This window comes from Aestuariivirga litoralis (assembly GCF_015714715.1).
In the GTDB taxonomy this organism is placed as follows: domain Bacteria; phylum Pseudomonadota; class Alphaproteobacteria; order Rhizobiales; family Aestuariivirgaceae; genus Aestuariivirga; species Aestuariivirga litoralis_A.
The window spans coordinates 855277-876040 of the sequence record NZ_WAHS01000001.1 but is presented as its reverse complement, the minus strand read 5'-3'; the positions used below and the strand labels follow the sequence as shown (position 1 = coordinate 876040).

19 protein-coding genes are annotated in these 20764 nt (G+C 59.3%); 8 read left to right on the top strand and 11 right to left on the bottom strand.

Translation table 11 applies throughout. The features are described 5' to 3' along the window. Positions 1 to 36: 36 nt before the first annotated feature. Together F8B91_RS04675 and scpB are read left to right on the top strand one after the other, a co-directional pair. On the top strand, positions 37 to 852 hold the full coding sequence (locus F8B91_RS04675) for a segregation and condensation protein A (protein WP_196502535.1): 816 nt from the start codon (positions 37 to 39) through the stop codon (positions 850 to 852). After that, positions 852 to 1634, top strand: coding sequence for an SMC-Scp complex subunit ScpB (gene scpB, locus F8B91_RS04670; RefSeq protein ID WP_246714961.1), 783 nt, complete (start codon positions 852 to 854; stop codon positions 1632 to 1634). Before F8B91_RS04675 ends, scpB begins: the two co-directional genes overlap by 1 nt. On the opposite strand, the gene F8B91_RS04665 is transcribed toward scpB, so the two are convergent. The 5 genes from F8B91_RS04665 to topA form a co-directional block, all read right to left on the bottom strand. Then, positions 1631 to 2833: an MFS transporter gene (locus F8B91_RS04665; RefSeq protein WP_196502534.1), complete on the bottom strand. Its 1203-nt coding sequence runs from the start codon at positions 2831 to 2833 to the stop codon at positions 1631 to 1633. The two genes, scpB and F8B91_RS04665, sit on opposite strands and share 4 nt — an antisense overlap. Before the next feature lie 539 nt (positions 2834 to 3372). Next, positions 3373 to 3540, bottom strand: a complete 168-nt coding sequence (gene rpmG, locus F8B91_RS04660) for a 50S ribosomal protein L33 (RefSeq protein WP_196502533.1) — start codon at positions 3538 to 3540, stop codon at positions 3373 to 3375. 48 nt (positions 3541 to 3588) lie between these two features. Continuing rightward, the gene (locus tag F8B91_RS04655; protein WP_196502532.1) at positions 3589 to 3984 is read right to left on the bottom strand and encodes a DUF983 domain-containing protein; all 396 of its coding nucleotides are present in this window, start codon (positions 3982 to 3984) and stop codon (positions 3589 to 3591) included. Beyond that, positions 3972 to 6152, bottom strand: a complete 2181-nt coding sequence (rnr, locus tag F8B91_RS04650; RefSeq protein WP_196502531.1) for a ribonuclease R — start codon at positions 6150 to 6152, stop codon at positions 3972 to 3974. The genes F8B91_RS04655 and rnr overlap by 13 nt, the downstream gene beginning before the upstream one ends. A gap of 28 nt (positions 6153 to 6180) precedes the next feature. Next, complete coding sequence (gene topA, locus F8B91_RS04645) at positions 6181 to 8835, bottom strand: type I DNA topoisomerase (protein WP_196502530.1); 2655 nt, start codon at positions 8833 to 8835, stop codon at positions 6181 to 6183. A gap of 177 nt (positions 8836 to 9012) precedes the next feature. Between topA and F8B91_RS04640 the strand changes: the two genes are divergently transcribed. After that, positions 9013 to 9285, top strand: a complete 273-nt coding sequence (locus F8B91_RS04640; RefSeq protein WP_196502529.1) for a hypothetical protein — start codon at positions 9013 to 9015, stop codon at positions 9283 to 9285. A 1-nt stretch (position 9286) separates the two neighbouring features. Here the strand turns inward: F8B91_RS04640 and F8B91_RS04635 are convergent, their stop codons facing one another. Next, the gene (locus F8B91_RS04635) at positions 9287 to 10681 is read right to left on the bottom strand and encodes a cation-efflux pump (protein ID WP_196502528.1); all 1395 of its coding nucleotides are present in this window, start codon (positions 10679 to 10681) and stop codon (positions 9287 to 9289) included. Positions 10682 to 10773: 92 nt separating this feature from the next. On the opposite strand from F8B91_RS04635, the gene F8B91_RS04630 reads away from it, so the two are divergent. Both F8B91_RS04630 and F8B91_RS04625 read left to right on the top strand, forming a co-directional pair. Beyond that, positions 10774 to 11961, top strand: a complete 1188-nt coding sequence (locus tag F8B91_RS04630) for an MFS transporter (protein WP_196502527.1) — start codon at positions 10774 to 10776, stop codon at positions 11959 to 11961. Positions 11962 to 11988: 27 nt separating this feature from the next. Then, on the top strand, positions 11989 to 12645 hold the full coding sequence (locus tag F8B91_RS04625) for a glutathione S-transferase family protein (RefSeq protein WP_196502526.1): 657 nt from the start codon (positions 11989 to 11991) through the stop codon (positions 12643 to 12645). 3 nt (positions 12646 to 12648) lie between these two features. Here the strand turns inward: F8B91_RS04625 and dprA are convergent, their stop codons facing one another. From dprA to F8B91_RS04605, 4 genes are read right to left on the bottom strand one after another with little or no spacing between them, the layout of a single operon-like run. Then, positions 12649 to 13731, bottom strand: coding sequence for a DNA-processing protein DprA (gene dprA / locus F8B91_RS04620; protein ID WP_196502525.1), 1083 nt, complete (start codon positions 13729 to 13731; stop codon positions 12649 to 12651). Continuing rightward, on the bottom strand, positions 13728 to 14351 hold the full coding sequence (plsY, locus tag F8B91_RS04615; protein WP_196502524.1) for a glycerol-3-phosphate 1-O-acyltransferase PlsY: 624 nt from the start codon (positions 14349 to 14351) through the stop codon (positions 13728 to 13730). Before plsY ends, dprA begins: the two co-directional genes overlap by 4 nt. Positions 14352 to 14371: 20 nt before the next feature. Beyond that, on the bottom strand, positions 14372 to 15634 hold the full coding sequence (gene pyrC, locus F8B91_RS04610) for a dihydroorotase (RefSeq protein ID WP_196502523.1): 1263 nt from the start codon (positions 15632 to 15634) through the stop codon (positions 14372 to 14374). Then, the gene (locus F8B91_RS04605; RefSeq protein ID WP_196502522.1) at positions 15631 to 16587 is read right to left on the bottom strand and encodes an aspartate carbamoyltransferase catalytic subunit; all 957 of its coding nucleotides are present in this window, start codon (positions 16585 to 16587) and stop codon (positions 15631 to 15633) included. Before F8B91_RS04605 ends, pyrC begins: the two co-directional genes overlap by 4 nt. Positions 16588 to 16661: 74 nt before the next feature. Here F8B91_RS04605 and F8B91_RS04600 point away from each other — a divergent pair, with 74 nt between their 5' ends. After that, a complete protein-coding gene (locus F8B91_RS04600) occupies positions 16662 to 19046 on the top strand; it encodes a M1 family metallopeptidase (protein WP_196502521.1) in 2385 nt (794 codons plus the stop codon). On the opposite strand, the gene ruvX is transcribed toward F8B91_RS04600, so the two are convergent. Beyond that, entirely contained in the window at positions 19043 to 19504 is a 462-nt protein-coding gene (gene ruvX / locus F8B91_RS04595) for a Holliday junction resolvase RuvX (protein WP_196502520.1), read from the bottom strand. The genes F8B91_RS04600 and ruvX overlap by 4 nt on opposite strands. Positions 19505 to 19538: 34 nt before the next feature. Here ruvX and F8B91_RS04590 point away from each other — a divergent pair, with 34 nt between their 5' ends. Then, the gene (locus F8B91_RS04590) at positions 19539 to 20234 is read left to right on the top strand and encodes a GNAT family N-acetyltransferase (protein ID WP_196502519.1); all 696 of its coding nucleotides are present in this window, start codon (positions 19539 to 19541) and stop codon (positions 20232 to 20234) included. Next, positions 20231 to 20746, top strand: a complete 516-nt coding sequence (locus F8B91_RS04585) for a GNAT family N-acetyltransferase (RefSeq protein ID WP_196502518.1) — start codon at positions 20231 to 20233, stop codon at positions 20744 to 20746. Before F8B91_RS04590 ends, F8B91_RS04585 begins: the two co-directional genes overlap by 4 nt. Positions 20747 to 20764: the final 18 nt, after the last annotated feature.

The window sequence follows — 20764 nt, the reverse complement described above, 5'->3', positions numbered from 1 at the left end:
AGGCCCCTGTGTTTTTTAGTCTGGCAGTTGGCATCAATGAGTGAAAATGACCTTTGGGCGGATGCCTCAAGCCCTGAACGGCGCGAGCTTCCCCCTCCTGAAGAACTGGTGGTGGATGTCGGCGGCTTTGAAGGACCGCTGGACCTGCTGCTGGAGCTTGCCCGCGCCCACAAGATTGACCTGACGCAGGTTTCCATCCTCGCCCTCGCTGACCAATACCTGGCCTTTATCGACAAGGCCAAGATCCTGCGCATCGATGTCGCTGCTGATTACCTTGTCATGGCCGCCTGGCTCACATACCTGAAATCGCGCCTGCTGATCCCGCAGCCCGTCTCCAATGACGAGACAGCACCGCAGGACATGGCCGCGCGGCTGGCCTTCCGCCTGCAGCGCCTGGCCGCCATGCGTGAAGCATACGAAAGCCTGATGAAGCGCCCACAGCTTGGCGTGGATACATTCGCCCGCGGCGCGCCGCAGCCGCTGGTCGTCGAAGTGACCAAGGAATATAGCGACAACCTGATTGATCTGCTGAAGGCCTATGCCAGCCGCCGCCAACGCAAGATGGTGCGCTCCTCCTATACCGTAAAGCGCCAGACCACCTGGTCGATCAAGGAAGCACGTGACGCCATCCAGATGATGGTGGGCCAGATGGATGACTGGGGTACCTTTGATCATTGGCTGGAGCATTATCTCGCCACCAGCGAAACACGGCGCTCGGTGCGCGCCTCCAGCTTTACCGCCAGCCTTGAATTGGCCCGCGATGGGCAGATTGAGCTCAGGCAGGATGACGCTTTCCGGCCGATCTATTTGCGCCGCCGTAAAGAAAGCAGTGACAGCGTAGGAACTTCGTGATGAATGCCAAACCCATGATGATTCAACCCGAACAAAGTGATGAAACGGAGGATAGCCCCGAGGCAGTCGTCACGATCCATCCCATGGCAGACCGGGCTGAAAACCTGCGCGTGGTGGAAGCCATGCTCTTCAATGCAGCCGAACCCTTGGCACTGGAAGCGTTCAAGGAATTCCTGCCCGAAGGCACGAACATTGAAGCCCTGCTGGCCGACCTTGCCGAGAACTACGAAAAGCGCGGCGTGAATCTGGTCCAGGTATCCGGTAAATTCGCGCTGCGTACAGCGCCGGACATGGGCTCGCTGTTCCGCAAGGAAAAGACCGAGCAGAAGAAGCTCACCAAGGCCGCTCTCGAAACGCTGGCCATCATCGCCTACCATCAGCCGGTCACGCGCGCCGAGATCGAAGACATTCGCGGCGTAGCCATATCCAAGGGCACGCTCGACAATCTGCTGGAAATCGGCTGGGCCAAAATGCGCGGCCGCCGCAAAACCCCGGGCCGCCCGGTGACCTATGGCACGACAGAAGCGTTCCTCGGACATTTCGGCCTCAATGAACTGACTGACCTGCCGGGCTTGCAGGAATTGAAGGCCGCCGGCCTTCTCGATGCCAATGTGCCGCCGGGCTTTGATGTGCCGATGCCCAAGCTAACCGACGAGCTGACGGCGGATGAAGACCCGCTGGATGGCAATGAGCAAATGCCGCTGGAAATGCATCTGCCGGAGGAGGGCGCTGAGCCAGAAGAACTGCCGGCAGACGAAACGCCTCCGCACACCGAAAACTAGGCCTTCTTCAGCCTTTGCTGAATAATGTAATTCCCGATCGCACCAATGGCCATCAGCACGCTGGTGGCCAGGAACACGGCGCGCATGCCCACATGCCCGCCGACAAATCCACCCGCCACCGGGCCCACCACCTGGCCCACATATTGCGCCGAGATCGAATAACCCAGAACGCCGCCCGCCATCCGCTCCGGCACCGCATGGCGGATCACGCTGGTGATCGCTGGCAGCAGGCCGCCCAACGCCAGCCCCATCAGGAGGCGCAAAGCAATCAGTTGCCAGGCCGAGGTCACATAGGCCTGCGGTACCAGCAGCAGCGCCGCACAGGCCAAGCACATCGTCACGATCTTCCAATGCCCCACACGGTCGGCAATGGCACCCAACCACGATGACGAAAGAATGCTGCCCAGCGCTGCAACAGACATCACCACACCTGAAATGAAAGTCACCTGCGTCGTCTCCACCAGCCCCGCCACATAGACTGTGATGATCGGCTCGATCGACATCTGCGCCACCATCAGCAGCAGACCGGTGGCCAGCATTGCAAAGATCGGCCGCTTGTCAGGAATGGCCGCCCAATTGGCCGGCACCTTTTCCTTCGCACTACCGACGCGCTTGGCTTCTTGGATCAAAAACGTCGTCGCCAAAAACATGAGAAAGATCACCCCACCGGCCAGCAGGAATGTCTCGCGAATACCGATGAGCGGCGGCAGGATGCCACCAATCAATGGCCCCACCAGATTGCCCGCCATGATTCCTGCCGAAAGCACACCCAGCGCCCAGCCGGTGCGCTCCTTCGGGGTCTGCGCCGCCACCAGCACCATTGAGCCGGATGAATAGCCGCCCAGCAAACCCGCCAGCAAACGCAGCGCCACCAGCTGCCACACATCATGCGCCATGCCGATCAGCGACATCGCAATCGCCATGCCGAAACTGGCGCGGATCAGCATCAGCTTGCGCCCATAGCGATCCGCCAGTCGCCCCCACAACGGCGCAGTCAAAGCCGCAGAAAAGAAAGTGGCGCCATAAGCGATACCGGACCACTGCACGATTTCCGCATGCCCACTGGCCCCTAGCTGTTCCACATAAAGCGGCAGGATCGGCAGCAGCAAAGTCATCGCCACGATGGTGGTAAAGGAGCCGATCAGGACCACCACCAGGTTGCGCCGCCAAGGATCAGTGCTGCTTTGAGTTAAGTCCATGTGCAGGCGCTATAAATGCTTCCGCCGCGGTGAGTAAGCAGTGCCGTTGCAGGGCAGGGTATTCGAAAACAATTGAATCAAATACGCCCGCATTCACCTTAACGCTTCATCGTTAATCCCGCTCATGCCCCATTTACCATAGGAATCCATAGCCTTAACGGGGTTCACGAGTCATTATCCAATCAAGACATTCGCAAGGGCGCCTCACTCCTCTCCAGGTTCGAAGGCGCCAATCCAGACTGACGGTGCACTGCTTCAGCACCAGTGCACCGTCAAATTTTTCGAGTCTGGATCAAGTGGGACGGTGCGGCAAACTCCGTCAGACAAAACTTGAATGCCTTGGGGTCAGGTCCGCCGCATCTCCTGATTTCGAGGTTAGCTGGTCCGGGTCCTGAACCGAGTGGCCTCCTCGTTCTGAAAAAACCCGGACCAGCACCTTATCCCACAATGGGGCTTGCAACTCACTGCCTATCGCAGAACTTTGAACAACAAAAAAGCGCCGGAAAACCGGCGCTTTGTTCGTTAGGCAATCCCAGATCTTACTTGATCTTGGTTTCCTTGAATTCCACATGCTTGCGCACCACGGGGTCATACTTCTTGAACGAGAACTTCTCGGTCTTGGTGCGCGAATTCTTCTTGGCTACATAAAAGAAGCCAGTGTCAGCGGTGGACGCCAACTTGATCTTGATAACATTGCCTTTGGCCATGGTCGAAACTCCGATTTGCGCTGGATAGAGCCCAAACGGCGCGCAAAGTCAAGTTTCCCGGCTTTCTCCAAAATCATGCATCTTCATGGCCCATTGCAGGCCCACGGTGGCACCCTTGACACGTGGCAGAAGCCAAAGGGACAACAAAGCGATCACCGGCAGCCACACCGCCATTTGCAGGGCGGCAGGCGGCGCATAATACCGCTCCCAGGCCCACATCAGCGGCACCACGATATGGCCCACGATAAAGATGGTGAAATAGGGCGGCGCGTCATCAGCGCGCTGCGGGGTGAGATCGAGGCCGCAGGCATTGCACTGGCTGGCCACGGTGAGATAGCCCGCCATCAGTTTGCCTTCGCCACAGCGCGGGCAGCGCTTGCGAAAGCCGCGCCCCATGGCCCGCCAGACTGGGCGCGATTCAAGCTGATAGACTACTTCCGCCATTTCTTTGTCTTTTTGCCGCGTGGAGCAACTTTGCCCACGCGTCCCTCTGAAACCATCTCGAAACGAAGCCCGCCTTTGACCGGGGCCACTTCGAGCAGTTTAACAGAAACGCGGTCGCCCAGCTGGAACATTTCGCCGCTGCGCTCTCCTGTCAGGCTGTGGCGCACTTCATCATAGATGAAATAGTCGCGGCCCAGGCTGGAGACGGGAACAAAGCCGTCAGCCCCAGTGTCATCCAGCACGATAAATAATCCGGCACCCACCACGCCAGAAATGCGCCCCTTGAATACCGCACCCATCTGCGGCTCAAGGAAGGAAGCGATCAGCCGGTCATTTGTCTCACGCTCGGCCAGCATCGCGCGCCGCTCCGCAACGCCAATCATTTCGGCGGTTTCATCCAGCTGCGAAATATCTTCCTGAGATAGACCGTCCGAGCCGAAGCCCAAGGCCGAAATCAGCGCGCGGTGCACGATCAAATCAGCATAGCGCCGGATCGGTGAAGTGAAATGCGCATAGCGATGCAGGTTCAACCCGAAATGCCCGGCATTTTGCGGGCTGTAAGCGGCTTGCGATTGCGTGCGCAGCACCACGTCATGCACCAGCCGTTCGAAATCCTCACCCTTCACCGATTCCAGCAGCCGGTTAAAATGTGAGGGCTTCACCACCTGACCCAATGCGAATTCACGGTTCACTGTTTTCAGGAAGGTGGAAAGCGATTTCAGCTTCTCTTGCGATGGTTCTTCATGAATGCGGTAGAGCAAAGGCGACTTGCGCTTCTCCAGCTCTTCAGCGGCGGCCACATTGGCCTGAATCATGAATTCCTCAATCAGCTTATGCGCATCAAGCCGCGGCGGCACAACCACGCGCGCAACGCTGCCTTGCTCATTGAGGATGATCTTGCGCTCCGGCAGATCCAGCGCCAGCGGCCCACGCTTGTCCTGCGCTTTCTTGAGGGCACGATACGCAGCCCAGAGCGGCTTCAATACAGGCTCCAGCAAACCGTCTGTCTTGGGGTTCTGTTTGCCGTCAATAGCGGCTTGCGCTTCTTCGTAGGCGAGCTTGGCGGCAGAACGCATGGTCACGCGCGCGAAACGATGCGAAATCTTGGTGCCGCTTTTGTCAAAGCGCATGAAACAGGCGAGCGCCGGGCGCAGCTGCTTTTCCACCAGCGAGCAGAGATCGTTGGAAATCCGCTCCGGCAACATGGGCACGACGAGATCAGGAAAATAAACTGAATTGCCCCTGATGCGTGCTTCTCGGTCCAACCCGGTTGCCGGGCGCACATAGGCCGCCACGTCAGCGATCGCGACGAGAACCTTGAAACCACCCTGATTGTCAGCCGCGTCATCGGGCTCCGCAAAAACTGCATCGTCATGATCGCGCGCATCAGCAGGATCAATGGTAATCAGCGGTGTGGCCGTAATGTCCTGCCGCCCTTCTTGCGAGAAAGGCTTCAGCGCTTCCGCCTCGGCCAGCACGCGCTCCGGCAGGCGGTTCGGAATTCCGTGCTGATTGATGGCGATGAGCGAGATGTTGCGCGGGTCGCGCACATCGCCCAGCCGCTCGCGCACCCGCGCGGCAGGAAGTCCGAAGCCACGTTCGCGCGTCACTTCAAAGCGCACCAGCTCGCCATTCTCGGCGCCGCCATCATCACCCGGCAGAACCTGGTATTCATGCTTGGCCTTCTTATCGACGGGTATCAGCCGCGCACCCTTGCCTTTGATCAGGCGGAAAACAGCCAGCAGCTTGGCCTGCGCGGCAGACAGCACCCGCACGACGCGCGCCTGATGCTGGTAGTCATGATGGCCGGGCAGGGCCTCGAACTTGGCCACCGCACGGTCGCCCTTCTTCGGTGCCCGGCCTTCACCAGCCACCACGAGAATCTTGGCCGTGCCAACGTTGCCATCGTCACCGACATGAAAGCCGAACTGATCGCCGTCTTTATCTTCGCCCGCTATTTCGACAACGCCGATCGGCGGCAACTTGCCCTTGGCATGGATGCGCTTGCGGTTGCCCGAAAGCTGGCCAGCTTCCTCCATATCCTTCAGCAGCTTTTTCAGCGCCAGCTTGTCAGCGCCCTTGATCGAGAACGCCTTGGCAATCTCGCGCTTGCCCACAATGCCGGGCGAGGTCGCGATGAATTGCAGCACATCCTCAGCGCTGGGCACGCCAGCGCGTTGGGGGGAGGGCGGGCGCTTAGGCTTCTTCGGCAACTTTGGCCTTGGCCGGTTTTTTTGCAGCAGCTTTTTTTGCCGGAGCTTTCTTGGCAGCCTTTTTCGGTGCGGTTTTCTTCGCAACCTTTTTGGCAGCTTTCTTCGCCGGCTTCTTGCCCGTTGCCATTTCGCGCTCAGCGATGAGCGACACGGCTTCATCCAGCGTGATCGTCTCCGCCGTCTTGTCCTTCGGAATGGTGGCATTTGTCTTGCCATGCTTCACATAGGCGCCATACTGGCCGTTGAAGACTTCAACATTTCCGGTGCCATCAGGATGCGCGCCGAGATTCTTCAATGCCCCCGGACGTGTGCGTTTCGACGGCCCTTTGAGGCGCTTCTCCGCCAGCAAGTCCACTGCACGGTTGAGGCCGATGGTGAAGACTTCTTCCGGGTCTTTCAGATTGGCATACACACCATCATGCACAATATAGGGCCCAAAGCGGCCGAAATTGGCGGTGATCGGCGTTTTCGTTTCCGGATGAATGCCCACTTCGCGCGGCAGTGAAAGCAGCTTTAGCGCCTGATCAAGCTCTATCGTGGCCGGGCTTACATTCTTCGGAATCGAAGCGCGCGTCGGCTTCTCACCGTCCACCGCTTCACCAAGTTGCAGATAGGGGCCAAAGCGGCCCACACGGCGCGTGACGTTCTGCCCGGTCTCCGGGTCTTGGCCCAACACGATGCCGTCAGCCGGCACCGCGTCGCCACCATCGCCGCCGCCAATAGAGAGCGGGCGCGTGTAATTGCAATCCGGATAATTGGTGCAGCCGACGAATGAGCCGAAGCGCCCCAGCTTCATCGAAAGCTGGCCGGTTTCGCAATTCGGGCATTTGCGCGGATCAGTGCCATCGCCCTTGTCCGGGAAAATATGCGGCGCCAGCAAGTCATTCAGCGAGTCGATCACCTGAGTGATGCGCAGGTCTTTCACTTCGCCAAGCGCCGCCGTGAAATCCTTCCAGAAATCGCGCAGCACTTGCTTGTATTCAATGTCGCCATTGGAAATCTTGTCGAGCTGTTCTTCAAGATCGGCAGTGAAATCATATTCCACATAGCGCTTGAAGAAGCTTTCAAGGAACGCCGTAACCACGCGGCCTTTATCTTCAGGGATCAGGCGCTTCTTTTCGATGCGCATATAGCCACGGTCGCCCAGCGTCTTGAGGATCGAGACATAAGTCGAGGGGCGGCCAATGCCCAATTCTTCCAGCTTCTTGATCAGCGAGGCTTCCGAATAGCGCGGCGGCGGCTCGGTGAAATGCTGGGCCGGATCAATACCGCGCACGCCGGTTGAATCACCGCGCGCCATCGGCGGCAGGCGGCGTGCATCTTCGTCCTCGTCGTCATCAAGGTCTTCAGTATAGGCGCGCAGGAAGCCGTCAAACTTCACCACCGAGCCATTGGCACGGAAGGAATAGACCTTGCCGTCACGGCCCGTCGCGGCGATGTCGGCGGTGGTGCGCTCCATCTCAGCGCTTTCCATCTGGCTGGCAATCGTGCGCTTCCAGATCAAATCATAAAGCGCGAACTGCTCAGGTTCCAGCGTGCCGCGCACCTGGTCCGGGTGGCGCGATGGATCGGTCGGGCGGATCGCTTCATGCGCTTCCTGTGCATTCTTGGCCTTGGAGGTATATTTGCGCGGAACCGGCGGCACATAGGGCTCGCCGAAATGTTTCAGGATGGCGTTGCGCGAGGCGGCAATGGCTTCTGAAGCCATATCCACGCCGTCGGTACGCATATAGGTGATCAGTCCCACCGTTTCACCGCCGATGTCCACGCCCTCATAAAGGCGCTGGGCGATCTGCATGGTGCGCGCCGAAGAATAACCAAGCTTCCGCGAAGCTTCCTGCTGCAGCGTAGAGGTGCGGAAGGGCGGGAACGGGTTACGCTTGGCCGGCTTGCTTTCAAGGCTGTCCACTTTGAAAGGCTGGCCTTTCAAAGTTGCGGCAATAGCCTCAGCCGATGCGGCATCCGCAATTGCCAGCTTTTCAAGGCGCTTGCCATCCACATGGGCGAGGCCTGCTTCAAACTCGGCACCCTGTGCGGTGACGAACTTGCCATCGATGGTCCAGTATTCCTGAGCCTTGAAGGCTTCGATTTCCAATTCACGGTCGCTGATCAGCCGCAACGCAACCGATTGCACGCGGCCCGCCGAGCGCGAGCCCGGAAGCTTGCGCCACAACACGGGCGAGAGCGTAAAGCCGACGAGATAGTCCAAAGCGCGGCGCGCCAGATAGGCATCAACCAGTGGCCCATCCACATCACGCGGATGCGCCATTGCGTCCAGAATGGCGGATTTGGTGATGGCGTTAAAGGCGACGCGCTGCACGGTCTTGCCTTTGAGCGCGCCCTTCTTCTTCAGCACTTCCATCACGTGCCAGGAAATGGCTTCGCCTTCGCGATCAGGGTCGGTGGCGAGAACGAGGCGGTCCGAGCCCTTGAGGGCCGCGGCAATGTCAGCCAGCCGCTTGGCGGATTTGGAATCCACCTCCCAATCCATCGCAAAGTCTTCGTCGGGCTTTACCGACCCGTCCTTGGCCGGCAAGTCGCGGACATGGCCAAACGAAGCCAGGACGGTGAAATCCTTGCCGAGATATTTGTTGATGGTTTTGGCCTTGGCGGGCGATTCTACGACGACAACGGTCATTCAGACATCCAGATAAGGCGCTTCACATAGAGTGGAAGCCCCCAATCTGCAAGTTGGGGCCTGCGCGCGACCCGAAACGCGGGCAAAATACAACCCAACAACAACCTCCGGTTTATTTACAGGGAGTGGAGCACTCCTATGTTGAGTCTAACGAGAACAACAACCCGCAGATTTGCTGTGCCCCAGGGAAAAACCATCATCGTAGCGGCTCATCGGCAACCTGGCCCCGAAGCCAGTCTGCACCCCCACGAAGCCGCTGTCTATCTGGCCGACATGACCTTGCAGATGATGAAAATCGCGCGGACGCAGGGTCTGAAGCCCTTGGAAGACCTGTTTGAACTGGCCTACTACGAAGCCTACTCGGCGGCCCACCCGGTGGATGTGTCGCCTGAGGATTTTGAAGAATGGCAGGCCCTACAGCCCAAGCCGACGCTCCGCCGGAAGCGCTGAGTTAGAGCTTGTGACGTGCCCGGCCAACGGGCTCGGCATGCGCCACCACCCGCCTGACATTTTTCAGCTTGTCCATCAGCCGCGCTTCCACCCGATCCTGGACCTGATGAATGACAACGATCCGCATCCCTGGCGCGAAGCGGCAATGGTAATGTACGAACAGGCCCTGATCCACCCGCCGCACCCGCACATTATGCACATCGCTCATCTCATTCTCCGCGGCGGCAATGGTTTTGATCGCCTTTTCCACCTTGGCCGTCACCGCTGGCCCCGCATCTTCACCATGCAGCTGGCTTTCCGGCTTGGGCTCGACATGGCTTTCCACTTCCACATCGCCACCAAGGCCATCGCGGATCGCGTCCTCAAGTTCGGTGGCACGTTCATGCGCTTCGTCCAGCGGCGTTGCACCGTCCATCTCCACATCGAAACTCACGGCAAGTTTGCCAGAAATGTTTTGCACCACGAGGTGGTGGATATAGAGCCCACGCTCGGCAGCAATGACGCTGACCTTCTGCTGGGCGGTTTCCGAATCCAGCGCCACGGGATTGAGCACCACGCTCAGATCAGGCTTGCCCACCGCCGCTTCAATCTTGCGCTTGAGCTCCTCACGCAAACCTTCGATGGAGGCGGGCGGCAGGGTGCGCGGCACTTCTGCGGCGAGCGAAACATAAGTGGTGGCGCCCGCCTGCCGCAGCCGCAATTCATTCACCCGCAGCACGCCCGCCTCATGCTCCGCCACCGCTCTTATTTTTTCCGCAACACCATCCGGCGCGCGGTCCAGCAACGTGGCCAATGTATCACGGCCCAGTTTCACCGCGATCCACGCGATGAAACCAGATACCACCAGCGCAGCGGCAGAATCCGCCCAGGGCAGACCCAGCCAGATGCCCATCAGACCCGCCAGCACGGCCGTCGATCCATACATGTCCGAGCGGAAATGCGCCGCATCAGCCGCCAGCGCTTCGCTCGATTCCGCCTTGGCCACTTTCATCAAAGCCCGCGACCGGTTGAGATCAACCAGAATGGCGATGACGAACAGAGCAGGCGCCCACCAGGGCAAGTCGTGCGGCGCAGCGCCGGACATCAACCTCAACACCGCTTCATAGGCGATGTAGAGTGCAGTCAGTACCAACAGCACCGATTCCATCAGCGCCGCCACGCTCTCAATCTTGGCATGGCCGTAATGATGGTCATCATCAGCAGGCTCATCGGCCCAACGCACCGCCAGCAGCGTCATCACCGTGGCGCCGAAATCAATCAAACTGTGCAGCGCTTCCGACAGCACGCCGAGCGAGCCGGTGAGAAGTGCGACCACCAGCTTGCTCCCTGCTAAGGCGGCGCTCACCACCATGGAGAGCAGGGCCGCCTGGTGTTTTCCGGATGAAGTTTCGCTCATCCATCCCTCATACAGCTGGTGAGACTTTTTGGCCAATGTGGCTATTGCGCGCCGCCCACTGGCGCTGCAAATGCCGCTTTATGAGTGAGCAAATGGCCTCCGTGATTCTGCCCGACAAGCGAAACCGGGCAGGGGTGTGGACCTTTGGCATCCTGTTCCTGCTTGAATCGCTCACCCGGTCGTTTAATTCAGGCGTGCTCTCCATCCAGGCCTACGACATCCTGCATTCCACCCAGAAAATTTCTGTGCTGGGTACCGTCGTTTCCGCCACGGTCCTGGTCACGACTTTACTGCTGCCGTTCCTGTTCCGGCGGATGCGCCGCCGCTGGACCTACACAATGGGCTGCACACTGATGCTGCTGGGCAGCTTGGCGCTGGCAACATTTACGCTCGAAGGCCAAATCGCCGGCACCATGCTGCGCAATATCGGCGCTTCGATCACCAATGTGACGCTGCAGCTTTATATCCTCGACAATATCAAAAAAACCGAACTGACTACCAGTGAACCCTTCCGCCTGGCCATCTCCACCTTGGCCTGGGTGGTGGGGCCCTTCGCCGGTGTCTGGCTTTACCAGCACGGCGGACCATGGGCGCCGCAAATCGCGGCCATCGCTTCGGCAACCGTGCTCTTGTCCACCTTCTGGTATATGCGGCTGCATGACCCGGTGACCATGCCATCCGGCAACCTCCAGCCCTTCAACCCACTCGCCAATGTGATGCACTTCGTCCGCCAGCCGCGCCTGCGTCTGGCCTGGTCCATCGCCTTTGCGCGATCCTGCTTCTGGGCCGGTTTCTTTACCTATGGCCCGCTGCTGATGATCGAAGGCGGACTTGGAAAATCGGCCGGCGGCCTGATCATTTCTTTGAGCCAATTCTTCCTGCTCTTTGCGTTTTTCTATGGGCCGGCCGCCAGGAAGCTCGGCGTGCGCATTGTCATCGCAGCGTGCTTTGCTGCGATGGCTATGGCAAGTCTTCTTACGGGCTTCTTCGGCACCACCTTTCCCTATCTGGCGGCGGCGATGCTGTTGCTGGGGGCACTCGCGGCATCAGGCATCGATTCCATCGGCGGCATTCCCTATCTGCGTTCAGTGCGCTTTCACGAGCGCCAGCGCATGACGGCGGTGTATCGTACTTTCCTCGACTTCTCCGACCTGCTGCCCTCGATCGTCTATGCCGTCGCGCTGAAATATTATGATGTATCCATTGTCTTCATCATTTTGGGTGGATCAGTGAGCTTGATGAGCGTTTTGGTGTGGCGCTATCTGCCAAAATCCATGTAACGCTGTGCCTCATCGGGGAGGACCAATATGGCAACACCACTGCTCATCATCGGCAACAAGAATTACTCATCCTGGTCGCTCAGGCCTTATATGGCGCTGGCCGGTGCCGGTATTGCTTTCGATGAAAAAATGATCCGCTTCGGCGAGCCGCAATTCAGCAAAACAGTGAAGCGCATTTCCAAAGCGGGCCTGGTGCCCATCCTGAAACACAATGGTCTGGTGATCTGGGAAACCCTTGCCATCATGGAGTATATCGCTGAAACTTGGCCGGAGAAAAACCTGTGGCCCAAGAACAAAGCCGCGCGCGCATTGGCACGTTCCATGTGTTCTGAAATGCATGCGGGCTTCCGCCATATCCGAAACGCTTGCCCGATGAACCTGCGCCGCCCGCCCAAGCAGGTGCCAATGACGGATGGCATCAGGGCCGATGTGGCGCGCCTTGAAAGCCTGTGGGCTGATGCACGCAAAGCCTACGGCAAGGGCGGACCATTCCTGTTCGGCAAATTCTCCAACGCAGATGCGATGTTCGCACCCGTCGTCACGCGCCTCGATACCTACGCAATCCCCGTCTCGAAGCAGAGCCGCGCCTATATGGATGCTATATTGCAAAGCCCCGCCTTTCGGAGTTGGCTCACGGAAGCGCTGAAGGAAAAGTGGATCGTCCCGGAAGACGAAGTGGATTGAGCGTCAGCTTAGTCGCGCGATCCGTCCACCCGCCAAACGCTGCACCTGCCCGGCGATTTCCAGCTCCATGATGACGGCCAAAACCTGGTCGGGTGCTGCACCCGCTTCACGCACCAGGTCATCAAGATCAATCGGTGTCGGCGACAAAAGCTCCAGCACGCGGCGCTTCACATCATCACTTGCCGGGGCAGGGGACATAGCCATCAGCGGCGATGCTGATATAGATAAAACCTGCGCTGAGCCCAGCACATTGATTACATCAGCCGCCCGCATCAGCATATGCGCGCCATCCTTGATCAGCCCATTGGTGCCTTCGCAGCGTGGATCAAGAGGCGAGCCGGGAACCGCAAACACATCGCGGCCCGCCTCATTGGCCAACCTTGCAGTACTGAGCGAACCGGAGCGCAATGCCGCCTCCACCACGATCGTGGCCAACGACAGTCCCGCGATCACCCGGTTGCGGCGTGGGAAATATTCCGCCTTGGGGGCCGTGCCAAGTGGCATTTCCGCCACCAGCAATCCTTGCTCTCCAATGGCATCATGCAGGCTCGCATTTTCCGGTGGGTAAATATGATCGATGCCGCCGGCCACCACTGCAATCGTGCCGGTGGAAAGGCTGGCATCATGCGCCGCCCGGTCAATGCCGCGTGCAAGTCCAGAGACAATGCTGAAGCCCGCACCACCAAGTTCGCTGCTCAGCGTGCGCGTAAAGCGCATGCCGACGGCAGACGCATTGCGCGCACCCACAATCGCCACTGAAGGTTTTTCAAGCAGGCCTATGCGTCCCTTCACGCAGATCAGCGGCGGAGGGCCGGGGGATTGACGCAGTAACTCCGGATAAGACGGCTCACACAGCGCCAGATAAAACGCCCCGTACTGGCTGGCCCGCGCAAAATCCGCCTCGGCCCGCGCCGCATCGTAAAGACTGACCTTGCGGCGCGACAGATCGGGCAGTGCAGCGATGGCTTCATCCGCCGTATCAAACCGCTCGATCAATTTCTGGAAAGTGGCAGCCCCGATGCTTTCACTCTGCGCCAGCCGGTGCCAGGACAAACGCTCCTGATCCGACAGCGCGCGAAGTTTCATTTTGCTTTGGAGAATGACGAGCGCGGCTCCGTGCCGTTCAGCAGCCGGGCAATATTGGCGCGGTGGGTGATGATGACAACCAGCGCCACGATCAAAACCCGAGGCCAGAGCGTCGCAAACACAAAGAGCTCATCCGGATTGCCCACCATGCCAAACATGAACGCGACCGGCACCCCCACCACAGCAGCCGTCAGCGCCGAGAGTGACGAGATGCGGAAGATCACAAACATCAGCAGCCACGCCGCAGCCACGATGAGCGCCAAAGGCCAGGACCAGCCGAGCAGCACGCCAAGCGCAGTCGCAACGCCTTTGCCACCCTTGAAGCCCAGCCAGACAGGGAAGATGTGCCCCGCCAAAGCGGCCAACCCGCCCAGCATCGCGGCGGCGGAGGTGAAGGCATAGCAGCCAATCAAGACTGGGATCAGACCCTTCAGAACATCGCAAGCCAACGTGAGTGCAGCGACTGTCTTGTTGCCGGTGCGCAGCACATTGGTCGCACCGATATTGCCCGAACCGATCTTGCGCACATCGCCGAGACCCGCAGATCTCGCCAATAGGAGGCCAAACGGAATTGAGCCGAGCAGGTAGCCGATAATGATAGTGATGATTGTGCCGCCCATAAGTGAGACCCTACAATGGCTTAGGCGGCGCTGTAAACCGTCTGTCCGGCGACCACGGTTTCCATCACCCGGCCTTCAATGGTACGGTGCTCGAAAGGCGAGTTTTTAGACCTCGAGAATAGGCTCTCCGGCTGCACTTTCCACGACGCCTGCGGATCAACCAAGCAGAAATCAGCCGGTGCACCCGGCACCAGCTTGCCTTGGGGCAAGCCCAGAACGCGCGCAGGTGCTTCACATCCAGCTTCAATGATCCGGCTCAAAGATATGTTTTCATTGTGATAAAGCGACAAAAGCCCAGCCATCAAAGTATCCAGCCCAATTGCGCCAAAGGCCGCCTCGGCAAAGGGCAAGCGCTTGGTGTCATCACTCTGCGGATCATGGCCTGATACGACCACATCAATCACACCCTCGCGCAGGGCCTCGACCAAGGCGCGCCTGTCGTTCTCGCAGCGCAGCGGTGGCGAGAGCTTGAAGAAGGTGCGGTAAGCGCCGATGTCATTCTCGTTCAGCACTAGGTGATTGATCGAAACACCACAAGACACGGCCAGTCCCTTGGCCTTGGCGCGGCGCATCACCTCGGCACTTTCGGCACAGGAAATCTGCGCCACGTGATAGGAAGCACCGGTCATTTCAACCAGCCGCAGGTCGCGCTCCAGCATCATCACTTCGGCCATGGCATGCGAACCCGCAAGGCCAAGCCGCGAGGCAGCTTCACCGGCATTCATCACGCCCGAGGCCAGTCCAGGCTCTTCCACATGCTGCACGATCAGCATGCCGTGATCCTTGGCATAGGTCATGGTGCGGCGGAGCAGGGCCGCGTTGGTCACCGACTTGATGCCATCGGTGGCCGCAACCGCACCTGCAGCCTTCATCAAGCCTAGCTCAGTCATCGCTTCGCCCTTGAGGCCCTTGGTGATGGCGCACATCGGTGCCACGCGCACTTTGGCGGTATCTCGTGCCCGGCGCAGAATGAAATCCACCATCGCTGCATCATCGATGACGGGATCAGTGTTCGGCATCACGATCATCGTGGTCACGCCGCCTGCAGCGGCCGCATCGGAAGCGGTCGCCAATGTCTCGCGGTATTCGGTGCCGGGCTCGCCCGTGAACACCCGCATGTCGATCAGACCGGGAAGCAACAGTTTGCCCCCGCAATCCACCATCTGCGCGCCAGGCACATTGTCCTTGGTCACATCAGCACCAGCGGCAACCACCAAGCCATTCTCGATCAGCAATCCGCCGTTGCCGCCCGCCAGTTTGGCATTGAGATAAGCACGTTTCATGCCTGGCTCCGCTGATTGCGCGAGAGTGCATCGAGCACCGCCATGCGCACGGCCACGCCCATTTCGACTTGCTCGCGGATCACGCTTTGCGCGCCATCAGCCACCGAGGAGTCGATCTCCACGCCGCGATTCATCGGGCCGGGATGCATGACCAGCGCGCCGGGCCTGCCATATTTCAGCTTCTCTTCGGTGAGACCGTAGAAATGATAATATTCACGCTGCGAGGGCACGAAAGTGCCGCTCATCCGCTCCAACTGCAGCCGCAGCATCATCACCACGTCGGCCCCCGCCAAACCGTCTTTCATGTTGCGATGAACTTCGACGCCGAAATTGCCGATGCCCGAGGGAAGCAAGGTGGAAGGTGCCACCACTCGCACATGCGCGCCCATCTTGGTGAGCAAGTGAATATTGGACCGCGCCACGCGCGAATGAAACACGTCTCCACAAATGGCAACTTCCAAACCCTCAAGCTGGCCATAATGCCGCCTGATGGTGAGCGCATCCAGCAGCGCTTGCGTCGGGTGTTCATGCTGGCCGTCACCGGCATTGATCACCGCGCAGGATACTTTTTGTGAAAGCAGTTCCGCCGTGCCGGAGGATTGATGCCGCACCACCAGAAAATTCGGCTGCATGGCATTGATGGTCATTGCCGTGTCCAGCACCGTCTCGCCCTTGGAAATCGACGAGGTGGAAACCGCCATGTTCATTACATCAGCGCCCAAACGCTTGCCGGCGATTTCGAACGAGCTTTGCGTGCGGGTTGAGTTTTCGAAGAAAAGATTTACCTGGGTTGCGCCCGGCAGGATCATATGGCGCTTTTCCGCATTGCGGTTCACTTCCACATAGGAATCTGCCAAATCAAGCAGCAGCGGAATTTCGGAAACGGAAAGATCGGATACAGCCAGCAGATGTTGGGCTTTGAGGAGCGGTGGCCGTTTTTGCGCGTTGGGCATCAAAGCCTGCGTCTAAGCGAAAGCGCAAGCGAGAGCAAGCCTGCCTGTGCCGGTTTTCCCCGCTTGGTTAAGCCATGAAGCCAGCGCTGCCCTTCAAACGCCTGATCCCGGCGGTGCGCCCGCTGCATTATGTGCTGAATTTCACGGTTGATCCCGATGCCGCCGAATTCTCTGGCACCACTGAGATCGAGATCATCTGCGATGCGCCGCAGAAGGCAATTGAGCTGCACGCCCTTGGGCTCAGCTTCGATTCCGTCCACCTCGTGCAGCCGCAAGGCCAGAAAACAGGCAAGGTGACGGAGGCAGGGCCGGGCCTCATCGCCATCACCTTTGACGCGCCTTTGCCGACCGGCACCCACCATCTGCGCTTTGCCACCCGAGCCCCCTTCGCCAGCGGTTTGGAAGGCCTCTACCGCGCCCGCAACGGGCAGAGTTGGGGTGCCTTTACGCAGTTTCAGGCGCTGGGCGCCAGACGCGCTTTTCCCTGTTTCGATGAACCCGCTTTCAAGGCAACCTTCGCCATCACCTTGCATGTGCCGATGGAGTGCGAGGCCATTTCCAACGAGCCGGAAACCCACCGCAGCGACCGGGCAGGCACGAGAACCATCCACTTTGCGACGACGCAGAATCTGCCGACCTATTTGCTGGCCTTCGCCGTGGGCGATTTCGAATTGGTGCAACACGAGCCCATCCCTCCCGGAACGCAACCCCGCGCCCCGCTGCCCTTGCGCGCCTTCGCAAGACGCGGGCAGGGGCAGAACCTGTCCCAGGCCATGCAATGGACAGCGCCCATCCTGCAGGGGCTCGAAACCTATTTTGGCATGGCCTATCCCTTCAGCAAGCTGGATTTCATGGCGGTGCCAGACTTTGCGGCGGGCGGCATGGAGAATGCCGGCCTCATCATGTATGAGGAAAGCCTGATCCTGCTCGACGAGGATTCCGATTTCGAGCAGTTCCGCGATTGCCTCACCACCCATGCCCATGAAATCGCCCATCACTGGGTGGGTAACCTCGTATCGCCCGCCTGGTGGGATGACCTCTGGCTCAATGAAAGCTTCGCCACTTTCATGGAAGCTAAGATATCACATTTGCTTCAACCCGGCTGGGGCTACGATACGGACCTGCAGGAAAATGCCGTAGAAGCCATGCAGCTTGATCTGCTGCCGTCAGTTTCCCGCATCCACCGCCCGATCACTAACCAGGATGAAATCACCACAGCTTTTGATGCCATCACCTACCAGAAAGGCGCGGTCGCCCTTTCCATGCTGGAAAGTGAAATGGGCGAAAAGCCGTTTCAAACAGCAGTGCAACGCCTGCTGCAGGAAAACCGCTTCGGCCTCTACGACACACGGAAATTCTTTAAGCTCTTCGACGTGAAATCCATTCCGCACAGCAGCGGCAAAAGCTTCGCCCGCTTGATCGGCGAAACCGGAATTCCCGAAACGACAGATGCTGCTTTCATCCTGAAAGGCAATTCAGCCCCCAGCTATTACCGCGCCAAGCTGGGCAGCCAGCATTGGCAGAAGGTGTTTGCGCAAGGAAAGTCGCTGGGCAAGACCGAAGCCCTGCGCGCGGTCATCAGCCTCGATCTCGCGTTGCAAACCGGCGAAGTGCAATTGCCGCAGTATCTGGAAGGGGTGCGCGCCTTCGCCGCTCATCCGCAATGGAGCGTGGCTGGCTTCGCGCTGGGGCGCCTGTCTTTTCTGATTGCCGAACTGCCGCAGGCCAAATCCCTCAAGGAATTTGCCAGCGAGCTCTACGCCCCCATGCTGCGCAACTTGGGTTATGTGCCTCGCGTCGACGACAACACCTTCGCGGATTGGCAAATCATTTCCAAGCGCGAAGACCTGGTGGAATTCTTTTCCGCCAGTGATGCTGACCCACTGATCGAGCTTGATCTCCTGCATTTCGGCCTGCGCCTATTGGACGCGCCGGATGAGATTTTCGACGCCGAATGGCTGCCCGGTGAAATGCGCGAAAGTGCCCTTACCGCTGTGATCCGCACCGGTCAGGACAAATTTTCCGAACAGATATTGAATGTGCTGCGCGACACCGACACAGCTTGGGAGCGCGAGGAACTATTGACCGTACTCGCAGCAGATGCCTCGCCGCAGAATGCCTCGCGCATGCGCACGCTATTTGAGAGTGGCGAAATCAAAAGCGGCGAGATCAGCGACTATCTCGCCGCCCGCGCCGGTTCGTCCAAACTGCGCGATGACCTGCTGGATTTTGTGAATGTGGCGGCACCATCACTGCTCACGCGCCTGGGCGGCGATGCCGATATCGCCATTATTCAATTTGCCGATGCCTTCACTTCCGAACATCACGCCCAGCGCCTGGACGCGATCATCCGCCCCATCCTGCCGCAGATCCAGGGCGGTGAGCCGCAGCTGAAACTCACGCTGGAACAGATCAGCCTGAACACCCGCATGCTCGAACGCCTGAGCCGCCGTGCCTAACGCAGATCCAGTAATCCTTGCAGGATGTAGGACGCCGCTAGCTTGTCCACATTCTCCGCCCGCTTGGCGCGCGACAGATCAGCTTCCAGCATGGTGCGTTCCACAGCCGCAGTGGACAGTCTTTCGTCCCAGTAGATGATCGGAATCGGCGTTAGCTTTTCCAGATTGCGCACAAAGGCGCGGGTGGATTGGGCGCGGGGGCCTTCCGATCCATCCATGTTGAGCGGCATGCCCAGCACGATCAGCCCGATGCCCTCCGCCGCCGCGAATTCCAGCAGCAACTTGGCATCGGCTTGGAATTTGCCGCGCGCCATCGTGTGCCGCGGCGTGGCGATGGAAAGAGTAAGGTCACTGGTGGCAATGCCGATCGTCTTGCTGCCAAGGTCCAACGCCACGATGCGCTGGCCCGGGGGAAGGGCTTCGATGCTGGACCGGGCGATTTCCAAAAAAGGGATCATGACGTGGCACCTCAATACATGGCATAAACCAGCCATGACAACAGAAACCCACCCAGTAGGCCCCGTCGTTGACCCCAAGCCCCCTGGCACCTTGCCAGATTTGCGTCCCTTGCCCGGCCGCTGGGCCCGGCTCGATGCGCTGAATACCGAGAAACACGGTGCGCAGCTGTGGCACTCCATCGACGGCAAGGATGAGGACGGCAAGCTCTGGACCTATATGGCCTTCGGCCCCTTCGCCAACAAAGAGGCCTTCGATGCCTGGCTCAAAGCGCGGCAAGTCCAGAAGGACGCCTGGTTCTACGCCTATGTGAAGCGCGACACCGGCGAGGCCCTGGGCATGGGCTCCTTCATGCGGGCTGACCCCGCCAATGGCGCCATCGAAATCGGCTCTATCTGGCTGTCCAAGGCGCTGCAGAAAACCCGCGAAGGCACCGAGGTGATCTACCTGATGATGCGCCACGCCTTTGATGATCTGGGCTCGCGCCGCCTGGAATGGAAATGCGATGCGCTCAACGCGCCCTCGCGCCGTGCAGCACTTCGCTATGGCTTCAAATTCGAAGGTATTTTCCAGCAGCACATGATCATCAAGGGCAAGAACCGCGACACCGCCTGGTTCGCCATGCTCGACAAGGATTGGCCGCAAGTAAAAAAGGGCTTCGAAGCCTGGCTGGCGGAAAGCAATTTTGATGCGAACGGTAACGAAAAATCCAAGCTGAAAGTTCCGGCTTGATCAAGCTGCGGCCTGCCACCCGGGACGACCTGCCGCTCTTGCGGCACTGGGACGCGCAGCCGCATGTGATCGAAGCCACTGGCACATTCGAGAAAGACAGCCATGATTGGCTGGCTGAATGGTTCCCGCCGCTGCGGGGCTGGATTGAAATGCTGATCGCGGAGCTGGATGGCCGCCCCATCGGCGTGGTTCAGGTGATCGACCCCGCCGAAGACGAAACCCACTATTGGGGCGAGACTGAGCCCGATTTGTGCGCCCTCGATATTTGGCTGGGTGATCTGGCGGATTCTGGCAAAGGCCACGGCAGCGAAATCATGCGGCAGGCTTTGGCCCGTTGCTTCGCCGATCCGAAGGTGAATGCCGTGCTCCTGGACCCATTGGCCAGCAACACCCGCGCCCACCGCCTTTATGAGCGCCTGGGCTTCCGGGCGGTCGAAAGGCGCATGTTCGCCGCCGATGACTGCGTGGTCTACCGGATCGACCGTGAGAATGCCAAGTTGCGGCCCTCGTGACGCTTTGCTATCCAGCGC